This is a genomic window from Microbacterium terrae (genome assembly GCF_017831975.1).
In the GTDB taxonomy this organism is placed as follows: domain Bacteria; phylum Actinomycetota; class Actinomycetes; order Actinomycetales; family Microbacteriaceae; genus Microbacterium; species Microbacterium terrae.
In genome coordinates this window covers 2,235,567-2,253,864 of record NZ_JAFDSS010000001.1, presented here as the reverse complement: position 1 = coordinate 2,253,864, position 18,298 = coordinate 2,235,567, and the positions used below count along the sequence as shown (strand labels likewise).

Genomic DNA, 18,298 nt, shown 5'->3' with positions numbered 1-18,298 from the left:
ACGGTGGGCCGAGCCGCCGCCTACAGGTACACGTCGTCGGCGTAGACGAGACGGCGCTCCCACATGTTGCGCGCACGGGGGTCGTCGTCGCGCTCACCGGGCGGCGGATCGCTCGGGATGTGCTGCCACTCCTCGACCCGCACGCGCCAGTCCGACGGCGGTTCGAGCACGATCCCGGTGTCGACGACGGGGAGCGGTTCGGTCGGCGCGACGTCCTCGGGGTCGGAGACGGCGTGCGGCCCGGTGTCGAGCCCCTGCGCCGGAGGGCGGCGGAGCGGCAGGGTGCTCGGGACACCCAGGGTGCCGAGCCACAGCGCCTCGGTGTCGGTCGCGCCGTGGCCGCCGAGCGCGAGGTCGACGGTGCCGACGGTGCGCCACCCGAGGTCTCCGCCCACGAGGGGGATGCGCTCCTGCAGCTTCGCGACGACGCGGTTGCTGACGGCGACGGCGGCGTCACGCAGATCGACCGGCTGTGTCTCGGTGAGCGGGCGGTTGCGGTCGTCGAGTCTGCGGTGGCCGAACTGCCCGCGCAGCGAGACCGAGACGCGGGCTGCGTCGGGTCGGCCGACCGTGAGCACGCGCTGCGGAGGCAGCTGGACGAAGTCGGCACGCACGGGCGTGGAGAGGTGGCAGCCCGCGAGGCTGTTCGGCTGGTGACGTGCGACGGCGAGGCGCAGGAAGGGCCAGTGCGTCGCCTCGTGCTCGAAGGCGATGTCGACGTACCAGAGTCCCCGCTCGACGCTGAAGCGCGGCCGGTACGACGCGGTCGCGACCTGCGCGGGCGGGGGCGCTGCCGCACCCGACTCGTCGGCCGCGGGCCGCACCTGCACCGCGTACTCGACGCGCTCCGGCCGGCCCGGCTCGGCCTCGCGGTCGGTGTCGAGGATCTGCGCGACGTTCTGGAGCTGGACCTGCTGCACCCGCCGCATCGCCACCATCGCGCCGTCCCAGGCGGGGTCGTTCCCCCACTGGGTCACGTACGGCATATCGTCGATCGCGTCCCCGCCCGGAGTCGCCCCGGTTCCGAGCAGCACGGCCAGGAGCTCTCCGTCACCCGACGCGAACCAGCCGCGCTCGAGATAGACGCGCACACCCGATCTCCGTGTGCGGCGTCGGGCGAAGGGCTGCTCGGGCTCTTCGGCGTCGTCCCAGCGGAACAGCGGCACCACCGAGTGCACGACCGGCGGAGGCGGGGGCGCCGATGAGGGTATGTCGATGACGACCGACTGCGACAGGGTCGACCGGCCGTCGTCCGACGGCCACTGGCCGACACCCGCCGCCGGGGCGAGGAGTGCGGGCGGGAAGTACTCGCGGTAGCGCGTGGTGGCCCGGAGCACGTACTCCACGCGCCGGCGCTTGGTGTCGGCGAAGGTCTGCGTCGCGGCGTGGCCCTGAAGGTCGCCGAGCGGGATGGCGATCCCCGTCACGAGGGCGGTCTCGTGGGGGAGGATCCGGGTCGTGAACGCGACATCGGTGACCGGCGTCCGCACGATGCCGCGCTCGCCGAGGTCGGCGACGTCGGTCCACCGCGCCTCCGCGCTCAGCTGCTCGGTGCTCGCTCCGTGGACGTAGGCGATCCCGAGCAGGGCGACGCGCGTCTGACCCGGGACGCGCACGGGGATGACGCGCCCGAACGACGGGGCGGCAGCGGGCCGCGGGACCGCGTGCACGAGGGTCACCTCCTCCGCCGGGGTCAACGCCCAGAGCAGTCCGTCGCGGGCGGCTTCGGCGACGACTGGATCCGCGGTGAACGCATCGTCGAGCGCATCCCAGACCCCCATCCGCGCGAGCCCTTCGTCGTCGACGGTGCTCGCGATGGTGAAGCGCTGGGTGTCCCCGGCCGGCACCGCGATGTCGATGTCGCGGCCCGCCATCTCCGCATCCAGCACCGGTCCGCTCGAGAGCCGCAGAAGGAACGGCTTGCGGTCGGGCCAGGATCCGGGGTAGTCGGCGCGGGTGAGGTGCACGGCGCGCGGCGGCTCGGCCCGCAGACCCCGGCCGGCGTCGATGAACCGCAGCGAGACGCCGGTGGCGAGCGGGTCGGGGAGGTAGGGGAGCTCGAGGCGGTTGGTGTCGTGCACGACGTATGAGCCCGACGGCGGGGCCTGGCCCGCGGGCACGACAGGATCAGCGTCGGTGGGCGGGGTCGTGGGCAGCGGGAGCCTCCCGGCGGCATCGGCCACCGCTCGCTCCTCGGCCGACGGCGGGATGACGAGCCGGACGCCCTCCTGCTCGAGCCAGGGTCCGGTCGGCGGCGACAGCGGCGACCGACGCCGGTCGAACAGGGTACCCGACTCGCGCAGCGCCCACGCGAGCTCCTCGGTGCGGATGGCCGCACGCTCCGCGGCGCTGGTGCGGCCCGGCCTGCCGTCGAGTGAGCCGTCGAACGCGCCGTGCAGCTCGGCCTGCTGCTGGCTCGTCTTCGGAGGCGCCACGTGGCGGTCGGCGTGGGCGCCGAAGTACGGCGCACCCGGCGGTGCGGCGGGATCGGCCGCACGCAGGGCGGCTTCCGCCTCAGCGGCGTAGACGTCGGGGGGAGTGACCACGACCTCGCCGCCGGGCTCTGCCTGCGACACACCGCTGCGGACGACGAGCACCCGCAGCGACTCGGCGTCGGTGAGCTCCGAGCGCGCGACCATCGCCGGCGGCGGCACCGGATCCCACCGGAGGAAGGCGCGGAGCGGGGTCGCCCCCGCGAGCGCCTGCCGGAGGGCCGGCCCCGTGGGCGTCTTCGTTCCGAGAAGGGTTGCAGCGAGGGTCGAGATCTCGTCGAGGACGTCGTCGCTCGGCGCGCGGGGCGCGGGCTCGACGTCGAGATGCGCGGCGGCCGCCCGCACCCTCGCTGCGAGGTCGGCAGGGCGCTGCGCCGTCGAGGCGTCGGCGAGGGCGTCGAGGAACGACTGCGGCACCGTCGCGACGAGCGCGTCGGCCTCGACGCTCGCCCCCACGTCGGCTGCGGAGTCGGCCAGGGCCGCGCCGATCCGCTCCCGGAGTGCGCGCCCGCCGGCGACCGCCGAGTCCGCGGTCGTGCGGAGAGCCGTGAGCCGATCGGCGGCGACCTGGAACGCCGAGGTGCGCAGTCCGAGCGAGACGGCCGACGGCTCGGCGGCGGTGATCGCCGGGACGCGCCGCGGGGTGAGCAGATCGCGGATCCTGCCGATGTCGCCGCGCTGCCCGTCGAGTGGGTGCGGCCGCACGTTCCCCGCGAGGTCGACGATCCAGGCGCGGAAGGCGTACCGCCGACCGAAGCGCAGCCGCGGCAGGCTCCCGGGCGCGATGCGCGAAAGCGCGAGGAGGGGATGCGTCGCCTCATCGGGCAGCTCGTCGCCCGGGGGCTCGACGTGCTCGTCGACGGTCCACGCGGTGTCGTCGTGGTTGCGCACGACCTCGGGACGGATGCGGTTGCCCGGCCGCGCCACCGAGAGGCTCCAGCCGTCCCAGCCGAAGACCGACTCGTGGATCTTCACCGTCGGCTTCGCGGCGCCGGGGGTCTCCTGCGCGGTCGTCCCCTGCAGGAAACCGTCCTCCTCGAGATCGTGGTAGGCCGTGCGCGCATCGTCGCCGAGTCCGAGGACGACGGTCGCGAGGCGCCGGTGGAGCGACCTCCAGCGGCCCGTCCCGGCGTCGAACACCTCGACGCGGATGCCGCGGGCGACATCGTGCACGTAGGCGCCCGGCGCATGCGCGGGATCGGGCACGGCGGCGAGGTCGGTCTCGAACCTGCCCTGACGCCCGAACTGCTCCTGCACCGCCGCGAGCTGCTTCGTGCGGGCGACGGCGAGCCCCGTGGCGCGCAGCGCGGGCGCGGCGGCGTCGATCGGGTCGTTGTTCGCCTGGACCCGCAGCATCCGCGGCAGGCTCACGACGAAGCGCTCCGTCTTGAGCGCCGAGCCGTCGGGGTCGACGTCGAGGACCGCGAACTGGTCGCTGTCGCCCAGCGCGAGGCGCCCGTCTTGCCATTCCGCCGCGCGGGCGGGGTGAGGGAGCGCGACGAACGTGTCATCCGGAAGCGCGCGCACATGCACCTTCGGCGAGCGGACGAGGTCGTCGGGCGCGTTCTGCGCCCGCATCCGGACGACCAGCCAATCCGTCGAGCGAAGGGCCGCGGGGTCGGCGGTCACGTCGATGACGAGGCCCAGTCGCCGCAGGAGTGCCGGATGGTCGCCCGCCGCGGCGACACGCTCGTGGAACTCCGGGGCGCGCTGCGGGAGGGGGAGCGGCTCCGTCTGCGGCACGATGCGGCTCGCCCCCGGATCGGGGTCGGGCTCCTCGTAGAACCGGCGCGCCTCATGGAGGTCGGACAGGGCGGCGGCGACCTGTGTGTGCGGCTGGGCACCGCCGGCCAGCCCGGCGAGGGTGGAGCGCGTCGTCCGATTCGCGCGCTGCGCGTCGAGGTACGCCGTCAGCGCGCCTTCCCGGATCTCGATCCCCTGCGGGTTGTCGGTCGGGAAGCCGATCCGCTCGCGGTACGCGCGGTACCACTGCTCGGCGTCCGCGTTGGCCCGCTCCCACGCGACCATCGCGCGCTCGTACGCCTCGCGCTCCTCCGGCAGCGCCTTCCGGCCGGGCGGCACGGGGGGCTGCGGGCGCGGCGCCTCGGAGTCCTCGTACGAGATCGCGTCCGCGCGGCCGAAGAATTCCACCACCGCCCTCGTCAGCGGATGCCAGCGCGGCGGAACGGGCGTGACCGGGTCGGCGAGGATCGTGGCGAGCAGCATCGACTTCGCGTACCCGGCCGTCTCGGCGGCGGGATAGCTCCCCCAGCTCTTCCCGCTCCAATCGGGCACCGACTGCGGAGCATCCGGTCTCCCCGCCTCCGCAACGGGAGTGTCGCGGGGGAACAGCGCGGCCCAGTCGGCTGGCTTCGCCTGATCGAGCCGCGTGACCGGGATGGCGCCGTTGCGGCCCACGAGCTCGAGGTCGATCCCCCCGATCCCCTCGACGAGGGAGGCCCAGTCGCGCAGCGTGGGGAAGTCGCCGAGGGTCGCGCCGGGGTCGCCGAGGAGCTTGGGCGAGAGGAACACCGACACGTGGAAGCCGTCGTGGGGCTCGGCGGCGACCGAGTGCGGGAGGGCGATGGCGATGAGCTGCTCGGTGTTCACGGGTCCTCCGTCGCGAAGGCGTCGAGGTACTCGGTCCAGGCGCCGGTGTCTCCGCCCGGCCCGGTGATGAGGTCCCGGACGCTCGGATCGCCGTTGGACCCCGCGAACTTCCGCTCGGCGGCGATGGTGACGCTCTGCGAGAAGCACAGCACCTCCACCTCTACGGTGATGCTCGCCCGGCCGATCACCTTCTGCTCGGCGAAGTCGTAGGTCAGCGACATCGCGAGTTCGATCGACGCCGAGATGAGACCCAGCACGTCGACTTCGCCGCGCAGCCGGAAGTAGCCGGTGAGCGAGCCCTTGTCGGACTCCAGTCGCAGGTATATGCCCACTGCGGCCGAGATCGACCCCGACGCGACCCCGAAGTCGACCGAGAGGTAGGCGCCGGCCTCGAGTCCGATCTCGATCAGCTCCAGCCGCTTCGGCGACAGGCGCATGCCGAACCATCCGCCGCCGCCGAGGAAGGCGACGGCGAGGGTGAACGGCCGCTCGCGGGAGCAGAAGCCGAAGCCGACACTCAGACCGTCGCCGAGGAACGGGACGCGGAGGTCGGCCGAGAGCGACATGTTCGACAGGGCGAACACGCCGATCGCGACATTCGGCAGCGCGAGGGTGTAGCCCGCGGTCAGCCCGCTCGCATCGACCGTGACGTCCGGCGGATCCGAGAAGCCGTCGAACGGGATCAGCTCCTTGATCGTCTCGACGAAGCTCAGGATGCCCACGAACCGGACCCGGCGGAGGACGACGTCCACCTCGGTCTTCCCGCTGGTCCCGGAGCGGAACGCGAGGTGCTCGAACTCGATCTGCACCAGGGGCTCGATGGGGAGCAGATCCAGGCTGAACTCCCGCAGCTCCGCGAGGACCTTCAGCGACGGCGGCGTGCCGACACCTGCCGTGCCGGTGACGCTGATGGTCAGCGGCTTCTTCTGAGCCCCGTCGCGGGGGAGGAACGCGATGATCGGCGAGCCGCCGGTCGGCCAGTCCTGAAGCGGCGGCGACCAGTCGAAGTCCAGCTCGATCTGCGTCGCGCCGCTCGCGAGGTCCGAGACGAGCTTTGCCGCGGCGAGGACGTCGTCGACGACGTCCGCCGAGGTACGGAGCTCGTCGAGCACGCCCGCGGCATCGGCGAGCCGGGTGCGGACGCTCGGGGGGAGGAGTCCCGCGCCGATCGACCGCAGCCGGTCCGCGAGCCCGGCGAGCCGCGCGCGGAACGCGTCGAAGGCGACCTGCGCATCGGCGGGCTCGAAGGCGGCGATCCCCGTGAAGAACGCGACCACATCGTCGACGACGCCGGCTGCTTCCGTCGCGAGGGCGGCGGCATCGGCCTCGAGAGCAGCGGCCTTGGCCTTCTGGGCGGTGAGGAACGCCGTCGCCGACGCCTCCGCGTCGGAGACGGCATCCGTCACCTTCTTCTCGGCTTCCCGGACGACGCGCTCGGCCGTGGCCTCGGCATCGTCGATCGCGTTCTGCGCCAGCGCTTTGACGTTCTGGAGCGTGGAGATCAGCTGGGTGAGCGGCTCGACCACCGTGGCGAGGATCTGCGGCGCCTCGATGCCGACCGCCGACAGCAGGTCCACGAGCGGCACGAGTCCGAAGAGCTTCGGCAGCGCCGATCCGAACGCGGCGAGCGCGTCGGGAGTCTTCATGGCGGTGGCCGGGTCGAACGTGCCCGCCACGCTCTGCGTCAGGTCGGGCACAGTGCCCTTCAGCAGAGACAGCCCGGCGATCACCTGGCTCGGTGCCACGAAGCCGCCGCCGGTCTCGCTCGTCTTCCCCGGTCCGGACGGACCCGGCGGCTCGCCGAACTTGATCCCCGGGGGCGCGGGGAGGCGTGGATCGGTCGACGCGATGTGCGTGGCCGTTGCGGCATCGCCGAACGCGGACGTCGTCGCCACGGCCGCCCACACGCCACCGGGCCGGAGCGGCTGCCCGGTGACGACGTCGCCGTGGTAGGCGATGGTCGTGGCGGGCGTCTCGGCGAGCCGTCGCGCCGCTTCCACCACGATGTCCGCCGTGGTCATGTGCGGCTCCGATGTCCCGACCTGCGCGACTCCGGTGAGCCGGATGCGCTGCACCTCGTGCTGGGCGGTGTCGCCGGTCGTGGCATCCCGATACAGTCCGACCGTGCGTCCGCCCAGGTCGATCACCCGGCGCGTGCGCACCTCGGGGGTTCCCGGCAGCCCGAGGTACTGATTGCGGACGACGTCGAACTGCCGCATGTGCTCGGCCACCCAGAGCAGCGGCGCGGTGAAGCGGAGGGGGTCGCCGGCGCGGTCGGTCGTGTCGACGCGGAACCGGAACGGCGAGCCGCCGATGGTCGGCCAGAAGTACTCGTTCGCGCCGGTCGGCTCGTCGAGGGTCGGGGTGACGGCCGGGCCCAGGTGGGCGTCGGCGAACGGCAGATCCTGCTGTGTGTAGGTGCGGTCGCGCTGGATCACGGCGATGAAGTGCCGCTGCCAGAGGCCCGCGATCGGGCGTCGCGGACCGTAGGTCGCCTCGTTCTCGAGCCGAACCTTGCGCTCGGTGATCTTGACGAGGACCGCCTTGTGGCCGAGGGGGAAGAGGTACCCGGGATAGACCACCCGAACGAACTGGTCGCGCCCGAAGGTCGCGATGTGGTCCCAGGCGAGGATCGACGGGATGCCCGACCCGCTGTAGGGGAGGGTGTCCCAGTGTCCGTGCAGGTCGAGCGTGGCGCCGAAGGCCGACAGCCAGAGCCGGTCGGCGGCGACGGGGACGGGCGGGATCGTCGCGCCTCGATCGGTGCGCCACGTCTCGGCGGACTGACGCACGATCCGGTGGCGGTCGGAGCGGTTGAGGCTCGAGGGGAAGGGATGCCGGTCGGCGCTCGTCGATGCAGGTGGAGCGAGCGGCCCGACCAGGGCGGGTGGTGGGTTCCCCTCCGTGCCGACGTCGGAGTCGGGGGAGCTCCACTGAGCCTCCGAGAGGTGATCCCGGTCGCGCGTCCAGATGGCGCGTACGGTGCGGAACGGATGCGGCGCCTCGGTCGGGACGGGATCGGCCTCGTCGTCGCCGTCGACATCCGCGAGCCTGCCGAGCCGGGTGTGCCAGAGCTCGACGTTGCGCGCATCGGCGTTGGCCGGCGCGGGCCGGGTCGCGTGCATCCACCGGGCCTCCGTGTCCGGCGAGAGCACGACGCGGAACGGGGCTTCGATGGCCGTCACATCGGCCTCGGGCGGCGAGCTGTACTCGCCCTCGCGGGCCGGTCGCGAGCGCGGAGGGCGCACGCCGGGCCGGAGTCCGGGCGGGAGTGCGGCGATCTCGACGCCTCGCCCGTAGTCGATGGGGAGCGACCCGGCCTGGACGATCTGGTCGACGAGGGACTTCGACAGCCGCCGCTGGGTCACCGCGGTCGACTCGAGCGGATACCGTGCACGCTGAGTCGCCGAGGCGACCTGGATGGTGACCTTCGAGTCCTTCACCCGCACGATGTAGTCGTCCGAGAGCCGCCACCACTTCGGTGCGGCCAGCAGTTCGCTCGGGGCGGGGAAGTCCGGATAGCGGGTCGGGGCCTCGCCCGCGCGGGCGAGGCGGTGCACGCGCAGGGCGAGACCGGGGATGAGGTCGAGGATCGCCTCGCTGGTCACCGCGACCACCGTCTCCTCGGGGAGATCGAACACGAGCCGGGAGCCGCGCGCGGCGCGGAAGTTCACCGGGCCGCGCCGGAACTGCCCGGCCGTCGAGACCTTGTCGACCTCGGTCCGCGAGGGGTCGTCGCCGCTCGGGCGCTTGCCACCCGCCTCGGCCCAGGAGTGCTCCTGCGCGTGCTGGAACGGCAGATGCAAGGTCAGGGTGGCGGCTGCCCCCGCTGTCAGGGTGGCCGGTGCGTCTTCGGTCGCCGGCTCGGCGGTGACGTCGTGCCAGACGGTGAGCAGCGACACCAGGTCGCGCGGGCGGGTCACCTCGATCGCGAGATCGCCGTCGGGAACGGCCGGCGACGCGATGTGGGCGGGCGCCCGTGCGAACGCACGCTCTTCGGTCGACCACTCGGCGATCGTCTCGGGCGCCGGGGGGAGGACGTTCTCGTCGTCGTTGTCAGGCGGTGTCATCGCGGCTCCTCGGAAGAGGTGGAGGACCGCTCGATGAAGCGCAGGGGAGTGGCCGCTGGCACAGAGGCTAGACCCTGGTGCCGCGCGCGTAAACACCCCAGCCCGGATCAGGAGTTCACGCGGATGATCTCCTGCTGATACGGCGCCACGACCGAGCCCGAGATGCGACAGTCGAGCACGAGGAACGGACGGGATGCCGGGTCCTCGGCCGCCCACGTCGCCAGCCGATCGAGGTCGTCGAGCGTCCGAACGGCGACCCCCTCTGCGCCGACGCCGCCGGCGAGGGCGGCGAAGTCGACCTCGGGGATCAGCATCGGCTCCTGCGCGAGACCCTTGAGCCCGTAGAGGTTCATCTCGGCGCCGTACGCGGCGTCGTTCCACACCACGGCGATGCCGCGCCCGCCGGCCACCCGCACTGCGGTCTCGAGGTCGGCCAACGCCATGAGCCCGCCGCCGTCGCCCGTCGTCAGCACGACAGTCGCCGACGGCTTCGCGAGCGCCGCGCCCGGCACCGACGGCCAGCCGAGGCCGATCGATTGGAACGCCGTGCCGACCATCATCATGCGATCGGGCGACGCCACCGGCCAATACATGTTCGCCCAGCCGATGAAGTGGCCGCCGTCCGACACCACCACCCGGTCGGCCGGAAGCAGCTCGCCGATCCGCGCTGCCACGCTGCGCGGGTCGAGGCGCCCATCGGGAGCGAGTCCGTCGCCCGGGGCGTACCCACGCAGCGGCGCGATCTCTACGCCCTCGCGCCATCCGCTCGCCGCGGCGCCGCGGCCGCGCACCGCCTCGACCAGCGCCGCGGCCACCACCGCAGCATCTCCGCGAACGTAGCCGCCGACGTGCGGGTGGGTCGCCGCCGGCGCGACGTCGACCTGGAACGCGCGCGTGCCGGGGGCGAACAGGTCGCCGAACCGCATCGTGAACTGGTTCAGCGACGCCCCGAACACGACTGCCACGTCGGCCTCGCGCACGAGGGCCATGGCACCCTCGGCGCCGAAGCCCCCCGTCACTCCGAGGTCGTAATGGCCGCGCGGGAAGATGCCGCGCCCGAGCGCGGTCGATGCGGTCACCGCGCCGGTGAGATCGGCGAGCTCGCCCAGCGCCGACGCCGCGCCCGCGAGCCAGGCGCCGCGACCGGCGAGGAGGAACGGCCGCTCGGCCGACGCCAGGGCCGCCGCGATGTCGGCGACCGCCGCCCCGGCGAACGGGCCGCTCGGCGCGAGCGGCTCGGGCAGCCGGAGCTCGGGCACCGACGGCACCGGTCCGGCATCGCGCTGCGCGACGTCGTAGGGGATGGCGAGCACCGTCGGCACGCGATACGTCAACGCGTGCTCGATCGCGATCACCGTCGTGGCCGCGGCATCCGTCCGCCCCACCGTGTACGTGCGCGCGCCGACAGCCGAGGCGAGCGCGATCTGGTCGACATCCCACGGCCGCGGACCCGACGTCGGCTCGTCGCCGACGACCAGCACGAGCGGCACATGCGCCTGCACGGCCTCGGCGAGAGCCGTGAGCGTGTTGGTGAAGCCGGCGCCGTAGGTCGCGGTGGCCGCCGCGAGCCGACCCGAGGCGCGGAAGAACGCGTCGGCGGCGACCACGCCGCCGGCCTCGTGTCGCACCGCGGTGAAGTGCACCTCGGTGGAGCGCTCGAGCGCGTCGAGGAAGTACGCGTTGCCGTTGCCCATCACGCCGAAGACGTGGTCGATGTGCTGGGCGAGGGTGAGCGCGACGTGCGCCGAGACGGACGTCTGGGAGGGGACGGCGGGCATGGCGGAGCCTTTCGAGACGGAACGGATGCTGAGGCCGTATGTGTCTCGCGCTGGCGCGCTGCGTGCCCTTTTTTCGAGCACCGGCGGGCGTCGATGCCGCCGGACGTCACGAGTATAGGTGTTCCGCCAAGATGGAACGCATGAAGACGATCCAGCTGCGCCGATACACGCTCGTCGACGGGGAATACGACGCGTTCGTCGCATGGTGGGAGGGCTGCATGCCGCGCGTGCGCCCCGCCGCCGGGTTCACGATCGAGTTCGCCTACGGGCTCCCCGAGACGAACGAGTTCGTCTGGGCGGTGAGCGCCGAAGGCGACGAGGAGGCGTTCGTCGCCCTCGAGAAGACGTACATGGCGTCGGATGCTCGCGCCGAGGCCTTCGCGGGTGTACCGCAGCGGGTCGCCGACTACAACATCCGCTTCGTGGGCACGGAGTTCCCGACCGCCGAGTGAGAGCGTCCGCGACGCGGTTCAGCCTCCGAGCGCGTCGCGGATCGCGTCGGCGGACCGGGTGAGTCGCGCCGCGATCGCGGCGTCGTCGTGCGCGCTCGCGACGAACACCACCGCGATCGCGGCAGGTCCACGCCCGCGCACCTGCACCGGCACGGCGACGGATCGCAGCGTCGGGATGACCTCGTCATGGCTCGTCGCGAAGCCGCGCGAGGCGGCATCCGTCACCTCCGTCCGCAGCGACGACGCGACGTCGGCGGGCCACGCGCGCTCGGGCAGGAGGGACAGGATCGCCTTGCCCGGCGCTCCTCTCGTGACCGGATGCCGCGTGCCCGGCCGCTGCGCCACGGCGTTGACGGCGTGGCGCGGTTCGACCGAAGACAGGGTGACGCATTCGTCGTGGTCGGCCACCACGAGGAAGCACGTCATGCCGAGCTCATTCGCCACCGACGTGAGCTCGGGCAGCGCCTCGGCCTGCAGGTCGTGCGCGACTCCGGCGGCGAGGGCGGCCATGCGAGGGCCGAGCTCGACGAGACCGGCGGCGTCGCGCTCGACGAGCCCGTGGTCTTCGAGGGTGCGCAGCAGCCGGTAGGCGACCGACCGGTGCACCTCGAGGCGGCGCCCGATCTCGTCGATCGTGAGGGGCGCGCGGGCGTCGGCGAGGATCTCGAGGATGCGGATTCCACGGCTCAGCGTCTGCGACGCGGGTGTGGGGCGATCGGTCACGAAAGTGCCTCCGGGGTTCCGCCTTGCGGCCAGTTCGTATACGATCTGTTCAATAGTAGAACGGTGTGTTCGAATATAGAACATGCCCGAATCGGCCGCAAGCATCGTCGCAGCGAGTCCTCGACATCGTCGTCGCAGCGCAGCCGAGGAGGAGAACCATGCAGTTCCACCATCACGGATACGTGTCGGGCAACCCGCTCGTCGCCCCCGCCGCGGGCACGGGCATCGATCGCCCGGCCGATCTGCCCGATGAGGTCGATGTGCTCATCGTCGGCTCCGGGCCCGCCGGCATGCTGCTCGCCGCCCAGCTCTCGCAGTACCCCGACGTCACGACGCGCATCATCGAGAAGCGCGACGGGCGACTGGTGCTCGGGCAGGCGGACGGCATCCAGCCGCGCAGCGTCGAGACGTTCCAGGCGTTCGGATTCGCCGAGCGCATCGTCGCCGAGGCGTACAACATCGCGTACATGAACTTCTGGGGCCCCGATCCCGAGAATCCGGGCGAGATCGTCCGCACCGCGCGCACCGAGGACTACGCCTTCAAGATCAGCGAGTTCCCGCATCTCATCGTCAACCAGGCCCGAGTGCTCGACTACTTCGCCGAGGCGGCGGCGAACGGGCCCGCCCGCATCGCTCCCGACTACGGGGTCGAGTTCCTGGGGCTCACGGTGCACGACGACGGCGAGTTCCCGGTCGACGTGCGCCTGCGGCAGGCCGGGGGCTCCTCGACGGGCTCGGGAACAGGGATGGCGGGCTCGGGGACCGGGGGCAGGGAACGGGTCGTGCGGGCGAAGTACGTCGTCGGCTGCGACGGCGCACGCAGCGGGGTGCGCGAGGCGATCGGTCGCAAGCACGTCGGAGCGTTTGCCGCGCACGCGTGGGGCGTGATGGATGTGCTGGTCAACACCGACTTCCCCGACTGGCGCACCAAGTGCGCGATCAACGCGGCGGCCGGCAACATCCTCCTCATCCCGCGCGAAGGCGGGTACCTCTGCCGCGTCTACGTCGACCTCGGCGAGGTGGCGGCCGACGATGACCATCGCGTGCGGCTGACGCCCGTGGAGGAGGTCATCCGGCGGGCCAACGAGATCCTGCATCCGTACGCCCTCGACGTGAAGCAGGTGGCGTGGAGCAGCGTCTACGAGGTGGGGCACCGCGTGACCGACCGCTTCGACGACGGCGGCGACGGCCGCGCACCGCGCGTGTTCCTCACCGGCGATGCCTGCCACACCCACAGCGCCAAGGCCGGGCAGGGGATGAACGTGTCGATGCAGGACGGGTTCAACCTCGGCTGGAAGCTCGGGCAGGTGCTCACCGGAGTGAGTCCGGTGTCGCTCCTCGAGACCTACTCGGCAGAGCGGCAGCCGGTCGCCCAGCAGCTCATCGACTTCGATCGCGAGTGGTCGGCGCTGATGGCCCGCAAGCCCGAGGAGATCTCCGACCCGCAGGAGCTCGCCACCTTCTATCTCGGAACCGCCGAGTTCCCGTCGGGGTTCATGACGCAGTACGGGCGGTCGGCGATCGTGACGGATGCCGCACCCGCCGGGCTCGCCGACGGCTTCCCGGTCGGCAAGCGATTCCACTCCGTCGAGGTCACCCGCGTCTCCGACGGCAACGTCGTGCACCTGGGTCACCACGCCCGAGCCGACGGACGCTGGCGGATCTACGCCTTCGCGGATGCGCCGGCGGCGGGGGAGGAGTCGGCACTCGCCGACTGGGCGGAGTGGCTCGCGTCACCGGACTCCCCGCTGACGCGCCACACGCCGGCCGGCGCCGACGTCGACGCCGTGTTCGACGTGAAGGCGATCTACCAGCAGCGCTTCGAAGACGTCGACCTCACCCGGGTGCCCGCGGTGTTCCTCCCGAAGACGGGCCCGCTCGCACTGACCGACTGGGAGAAGGTGTACGCGGCAGCCCCCGACGCGTGGCGATCCGCGGATGCGTTCGAGGAGCGCGGGCTCTCGCGCGACGGAGTTGCGGTCGTGGTGCGGCCCGACCAGTACGTGGCGGGCATCTTCCCGCTCGCCGACGCCGACGCGCTCGCGGACTTCCTGGCCGGCTCCTTCGCGGACCGGCATCCCGTCCCCGCCGGGTGATCGCGGGGGTCCGAGCGAACTTCGCCGCGACGGAGCGAACGCGCCACGCGATGTACTCGATGTATAGAACGACCGCCGTGGATCGGCGGGCAGAATTGCCGATGAACCACCGAGAGCACGGATGCCGCGGCATCCGTCGACCGACGAGGGAGTCCCCGTGACCGTGACCACACCGACCGTCAGCCGCGAGAGCGAGCTGCTGGCATCCGTTCCCGACGCCCTGTTCATCGGCGGCGAATGGCGCGCGGCATCCGCGGGGAAGACCCTGAAGGTGTACGACCCGTCGAACGGCCAGGTCGTGAAGGAGATCGCGGATGCCTCGCCCGCCGACGGCATCGCGGCGCTGGATGCCGCGGTGGAGGCGTTCCCGTCGTGGGCGGCGACCCCCGCGCGCGAGCGCGCCGAGATCCTGCGCCGTGCGTTCGACCTGCTGCAGGAGCGCAAGGAGGACTTCGCGCTGCTGATGACGGTCGAGATGGGCAAGCCGCTCGCCGAGGCCCGTGGCGAGGTCGCGTACGGCGGCGAGTTCCTGCGGTGGTTCAGCGAGGAGACCGCCCGCATCCAGGGTCGCTACGGCGACAACCCCGAGGGCACCGGGCGCATGATCGTGTCGCAGCATCCGGTCGGTCCCTGCTTCCTCATCACACCGTGGAACTTCCCGCTCGCCATGGCGACGCGCAAGATCGCCCCCGCGCTCGCAGCAGGCTGCACCGTGGTCATCAAGCCGGCCGAGCTCACCCCGCTCACGACGCTCGCGTTCGCGAAGCTGCTCGAAGACGCGGGGCTGCCGAAGGGCGTCGTCAACGTCTTCACGACGTCGACGTCGGGTGCGGTATCGGAGCCGATCATCCGTGATCCGAGACTGCGCAAGCTGTCGTTCACCGGGTCGACCCAGGTCGGGCAGCGCCTGCTCGAGCAGGCTGCGCAGGGCGTGCTGCGCACGTCGATGGAGCTCGGCGGCAACGCGCCGTTCGTCGTGTTCGACGACGCCGACCTCGACAAGGCGGTCGACGGCGCGATGGCGGCGAAGTTCCGCAACATCGGCCAGGCGTGCACCGCCGCGAACCGCTTCATCGTGCACCGTTCGGTCGCAGGCGAATTCGCGCGCCGCGTCACCGAGCGCGTCGATGCGCTCAAGATCGGCCGTGGCACCGAGGACGGCGTCGCGATCGGACCCCTCATCGACGACCGTGCGGTCGCGAAGGCCGCGGCGCTCGTGGCCGACGCCGTCGCCCGCGGCGCGCAGGTGCAGACCGGCGGCGAGGCCCTCGACGGCCCCGGAACCTTCTACCAGCCGACCGTCGTGACCGACGTGCAGGCCGGCTCCGACATCCTCCGCGAGGAGATCTTCGGGCCGGTGCTCGCCATCGTCCCGTTCGACACCGAGGACGAGGCGGTGGCCCTCGCCAACGACACCGAGTACGGGCTCGTCTCGTACGTGTTCACCGAGAGCCTCGCCCGCGGCCAGCGCATGATCGAGCGGCTCGAGACCGGGATGATGGGCCTCAACATGGGCGTCGTCTCGAACGCGGCGGCCCCGTTCGGCGGCTGGAAGATGTCGGGTCTCGGCCGCGAGGGCGGAGCCGAAGGCATCCACGAGTACCTGCAGACGAAGTACACGCTCACGCCGAACCCGTTCTGAGTCGCGGGCACCGTTCGACGGGGTGCGGGGGCGGATCGCGGGCTGACGAGACCTGGTGCGGTCGCCGTGCAGTTTCGGCTCCTGCGCCCTGTCGCCTACACTCGACCGCAGTATCCCCCCACCGTACGATGACGTACTCCTCGACTGCGCCGTCGTATCCCGTCAGCGGACCCCGCCCGCCGAAACGGAGTGCCCGTGGCTCGAGTACCGTCGAACACGCCCGCAACGAGCGAGTCCCCTTCGCGCGCCGCGGTGCGCGCCGCCCAGCGACGCAAGCGATCCGTCGTCCTCCTGGTGCTCGTCGCCGCGCTCGCGGTGGCGCTCATCGTCACGGTGGGCGTCGTCGTCGTGCGCGGCGCCTCCGGCGCGTCCGACCCCGGGCGCGAGCCGGCGGCCGCCGCCTCGGACTGCCTGCCCGCCGACCTTCGCGTCACGGCCGATCCGGCGGTCGCCGATGCGCTCGGCGCGATGGTGGCCGACATCGGGGGAGCGGACTGTCCCGCGGTGACGATCCGCGCCGAGGACAGCGCGGTGACCGCCGCGGCGCTTTCGGAGGGGGCTGAGCCCGACTTCGACATCTGGGTGCCCGATTCCTCGATGTGGCCCGCGCGGGTGACCGGCACGGAGGAGCGCACCGGCGTCGACGCCGCCGACCTCGTGGTGAGCGGCGCAGTCGCCAGCACCCCGGTGGTCTTCGCGGCTGCCGAGCCGACCGCGACCGCGCTGGCGAGCGAGGATGCCGGCTTCGGCAGCCTGACCGGACGCTCGGTCGCCGCCGTGGTGCCCGACCCCGAGTCGGTCGCGGCGAGCTCGGCCGCACTCCTCGCCCTGCAGACCGCCGTCGAGGGAGACGCACGCACGTTCACCGCCCTGGTGCTCGGCCTCGAGGCCGGAGTCGTCCCGACGGTCGACGACGCCCTCGCCGCGGCTGCAGCGGCGACCGAGCCCACCATCGCCGTGACGACCGAGCAGGCCGTGGCCGACTACGAGGACGCGGCGACCCCGCTCGTGCCGGTCTACCCCGCCGATGTGAAGCCCGTCGTGACGGTGCCGCTCGTGACGCTCGCGGACGCGTCGGGTGGCACGCTCGACGCGGCGCAGGCGCTCCTGACGGCGGCAGTCGGTGCCGGCGACCTGCTCGACGAGTACGGGCTGCGCGATCCGGCAGGTGGCGCGCCGCCCTCGGCGACGCCCGAGGCTGGGGCTGCAGGCGGGGCGTCCGACCCCGCCGACGGCGCGAACCAGGCCGAGGCGCTGCGCACCTGGCAGGTGCTCACCGCGCCGTCGCGGATGCTCTCGCTCAACGACGTCTCGGGGTCGATGCTCCAGCCCGCCACTGCGGACCTCCGGCGCATCGACCTGTTCGAGCAGGCCGCAGTGCGCGCCGTCAACTCGTTGTCGGCCGACTCGTCGCTGGCGACGTGGGTGTTCTCCAGCCGCCGGATCGGCGGGCAGGACTGGCAGGAGGTCGTGCCGTTCGGACCGTTGAGCGATCCGGCGCACAAGCAGGCCACGATCGACACGGCGAACGGACTCGACAGTTACGTCGGCGGCGGCACCGGGCTGTACGACAGCGTGCTCGCCGCGGTGAGCTACATGCGCGACACCTACGTGCCCGGCGAGGTGAACCTGGTGCTCCTCAACACCGACGGCTACAACGAGGACGACGCCGGCCTCGATCTGCCGGGGCTGATCGTGGAGCTCGAGAAGCTGCGGGATCCCGCCCAGCCCGTCGCGGTGATCGCGATCGGCTACGGGCCCGACACCGACCAGGATGCTCTGGAGCAGATCGCCGCCGCCACCGACGGCGCGGCGTATCAGGCGCTCCAGCCCACCGACATCGGCACGGTGCTGATCGACGCGGTCACCCAGCGCGGCTGCCGCCCGTTCTGCGGGTAGCGGCCGGGTGCCGCAGCGGGACGACGCTTCGTGATGAGGCGTCCTCCCGCTGCGGAGACGGTCCCGTCACCGAGAGCGGCCGGGGCGCGGCGTATCAGCCGGCGACGACGATGAAGCCGAGCACCGCGCTCACGGCCGACAGCACGCCGAGCACGATCGAGGGCGTCGCCGACTCCTTGCGGCGCACGTGCACCACGACGGCACCGACCATCACGACGGTGAGGGCGGTGGCTGCGATCGGCGTCAGGACCGGGGCGATGCCGGTGAGCAGCGGCAGGATGAGGCCGACGCCGCCGACGATCTCGGAGACGCCGATGAGCTTGACCGACGGGTCGGAGAAGTCGTCGGCCCAGCCCATGCCGCTCGCCACGAGGGCGGGCTTGGGACGCAGGGCCTTCATGGTGCCGGCGGCGATGAAGGCGAGGGCGAGCAGTCCGTTGAGGATCCAGAGGGCGATGAGCATGTTTCTCCGTACGAAGAGGGGGGTCTGTTACGATCAGTGACTAACCTCACCACATGTGCGCGAGGCGTGCAAA

At 72.4% G+C, this 18,298-nt stretch carries 9 protein-coding genes; 4 read left to right on the top strand and 5 right to left on the bottom strand.

Translation table 11 applies throughout. The features are described 5' to 3' along the window. Positions 1-20: 20 nt before the first annotated feature. From JOD63_RS10345 to JOD63_RS10335, 3 genes are all read right to left on the bottom strand, one after another. Complete coding sequence (locus JOD63_RS10345) at positions 21-5,102, bottom strand: hypothetical protein (protein WP_045275827.1); 5,082 nt, start codon at positions 5,100-5,102, stop codon at positions 21-23. Continuing rightward, on the bottom strand, positions 5,099-9,172 hold the full coding sequence (locus JOD63_RS10340) for a hypothetical protein (RefSeq protein ID WP_045275826.1): 4,074 nt from the start codon (positions 9,170-9,172) through the stop codon (positions 5,099-5,101). Before JOD63_RS10340 ends, JOD63_RS10345 begins: the two co-directional genes overlap by 4 nt. Before the next feature lie 107 nt (positions 9,173-9,279). Then, entirely contained in the window at positions 9,280-10,950 is a 1,671-nt protein-coding gene (locus JOD63_RS10335; protein WP_045275825.1) for a thiamine pyrophosphate-binding protein, read from the bottom strand. Positions 10,951-11,090: 140 nt separating this feature from the next. On the opposite strand from JOD63_RS10335, the gene JOD63_RS10330 reads away from it, so the two are divergent. Then, positions 11,091-11,402, top strand: a complete 312-nt coding sequence (locus tag JOD63_RS10330; RefSeq protein ID WP_045275890.1) for a hypothetical protein — start codon at positions 11,091-11,093, stop codon at positions 11,400-11,402. Between the two features lie 18 nt (positions 11,403-11,420). Here the strand turns inward: JOD63_RS10330 and JOD63_RS10325 are convergent, their stop codons facing one another. Next, positions 11,421-12,125, bottom strand: coding sequence for an IclR family transcriptional regulator (locus JOD63_RS10325; RefSeq protein ID WP_045275824.1), 705 nt, complete (start codon positions 12,123-12,125; stop codon positions 11,421-11,423). Positions 12,126-12,283: 158 nt separating this feature from the next. On the opposite strand from JOD63_RS10325, the gene JOD63_RS10320 reads away from it, so the two are divergent. From JOD63_RS10320 to JOD63_RS18235, 3 genes are all read left to right on the top strand, one after another. Continuing rightward, a complete protein-coding gene (locus JOD63_RS10320; RefSeq protein WP_045275823.1) occupies positions 12,284-14,221 on the top strand; it encodes an FAD-dependent monooxygenase in 1,938 nt (645 codons plus the stop codon). A gap of 121 nt (positions 14,222-14,342) precedes the next feature. Then, positions 14,343-15,863, top strand: coding sequence for an NAD-dependent succinate-semialdehyde dehydrogenase (locus tag JOD63_RS10315; RefSeq protein WP_045275822.1), 1,521 nt, complete (start codon positions 14,343-14,345; stop codon positions 15,861-15,863). A 195-nt stretch (positions 15,864-16,058) separates the two neighbouring features. Beyond that, positions 16,059-17,762, top strand: a complete 1,704-nt coding sequence (locus JOD63_RS18235; RefSeq protein ID WP_157003996.1) for a VWA domain-containing protein — start codon at positions 16,059-16,061, stop codon at positions 17,760-17,762. 94 nt (positions 17,763-17,856) lie between these two features. Here the strand turns inward: JOD63_RS18235 and JOD63_RS10305 are convergent, their stop codons facing one another. Continuing rightward, positions 17,857-18,225, bottom strand: coding sequence for a DoxX family protein (locus JOD63_RS10305; protein ID WP_045275820.1), 369 nt, complete (start codon positions 18,223-18,225; stop codon positions 17,857-17,859). Positions 18,226-18,298 lie beyond the last annotated feature (73 nt).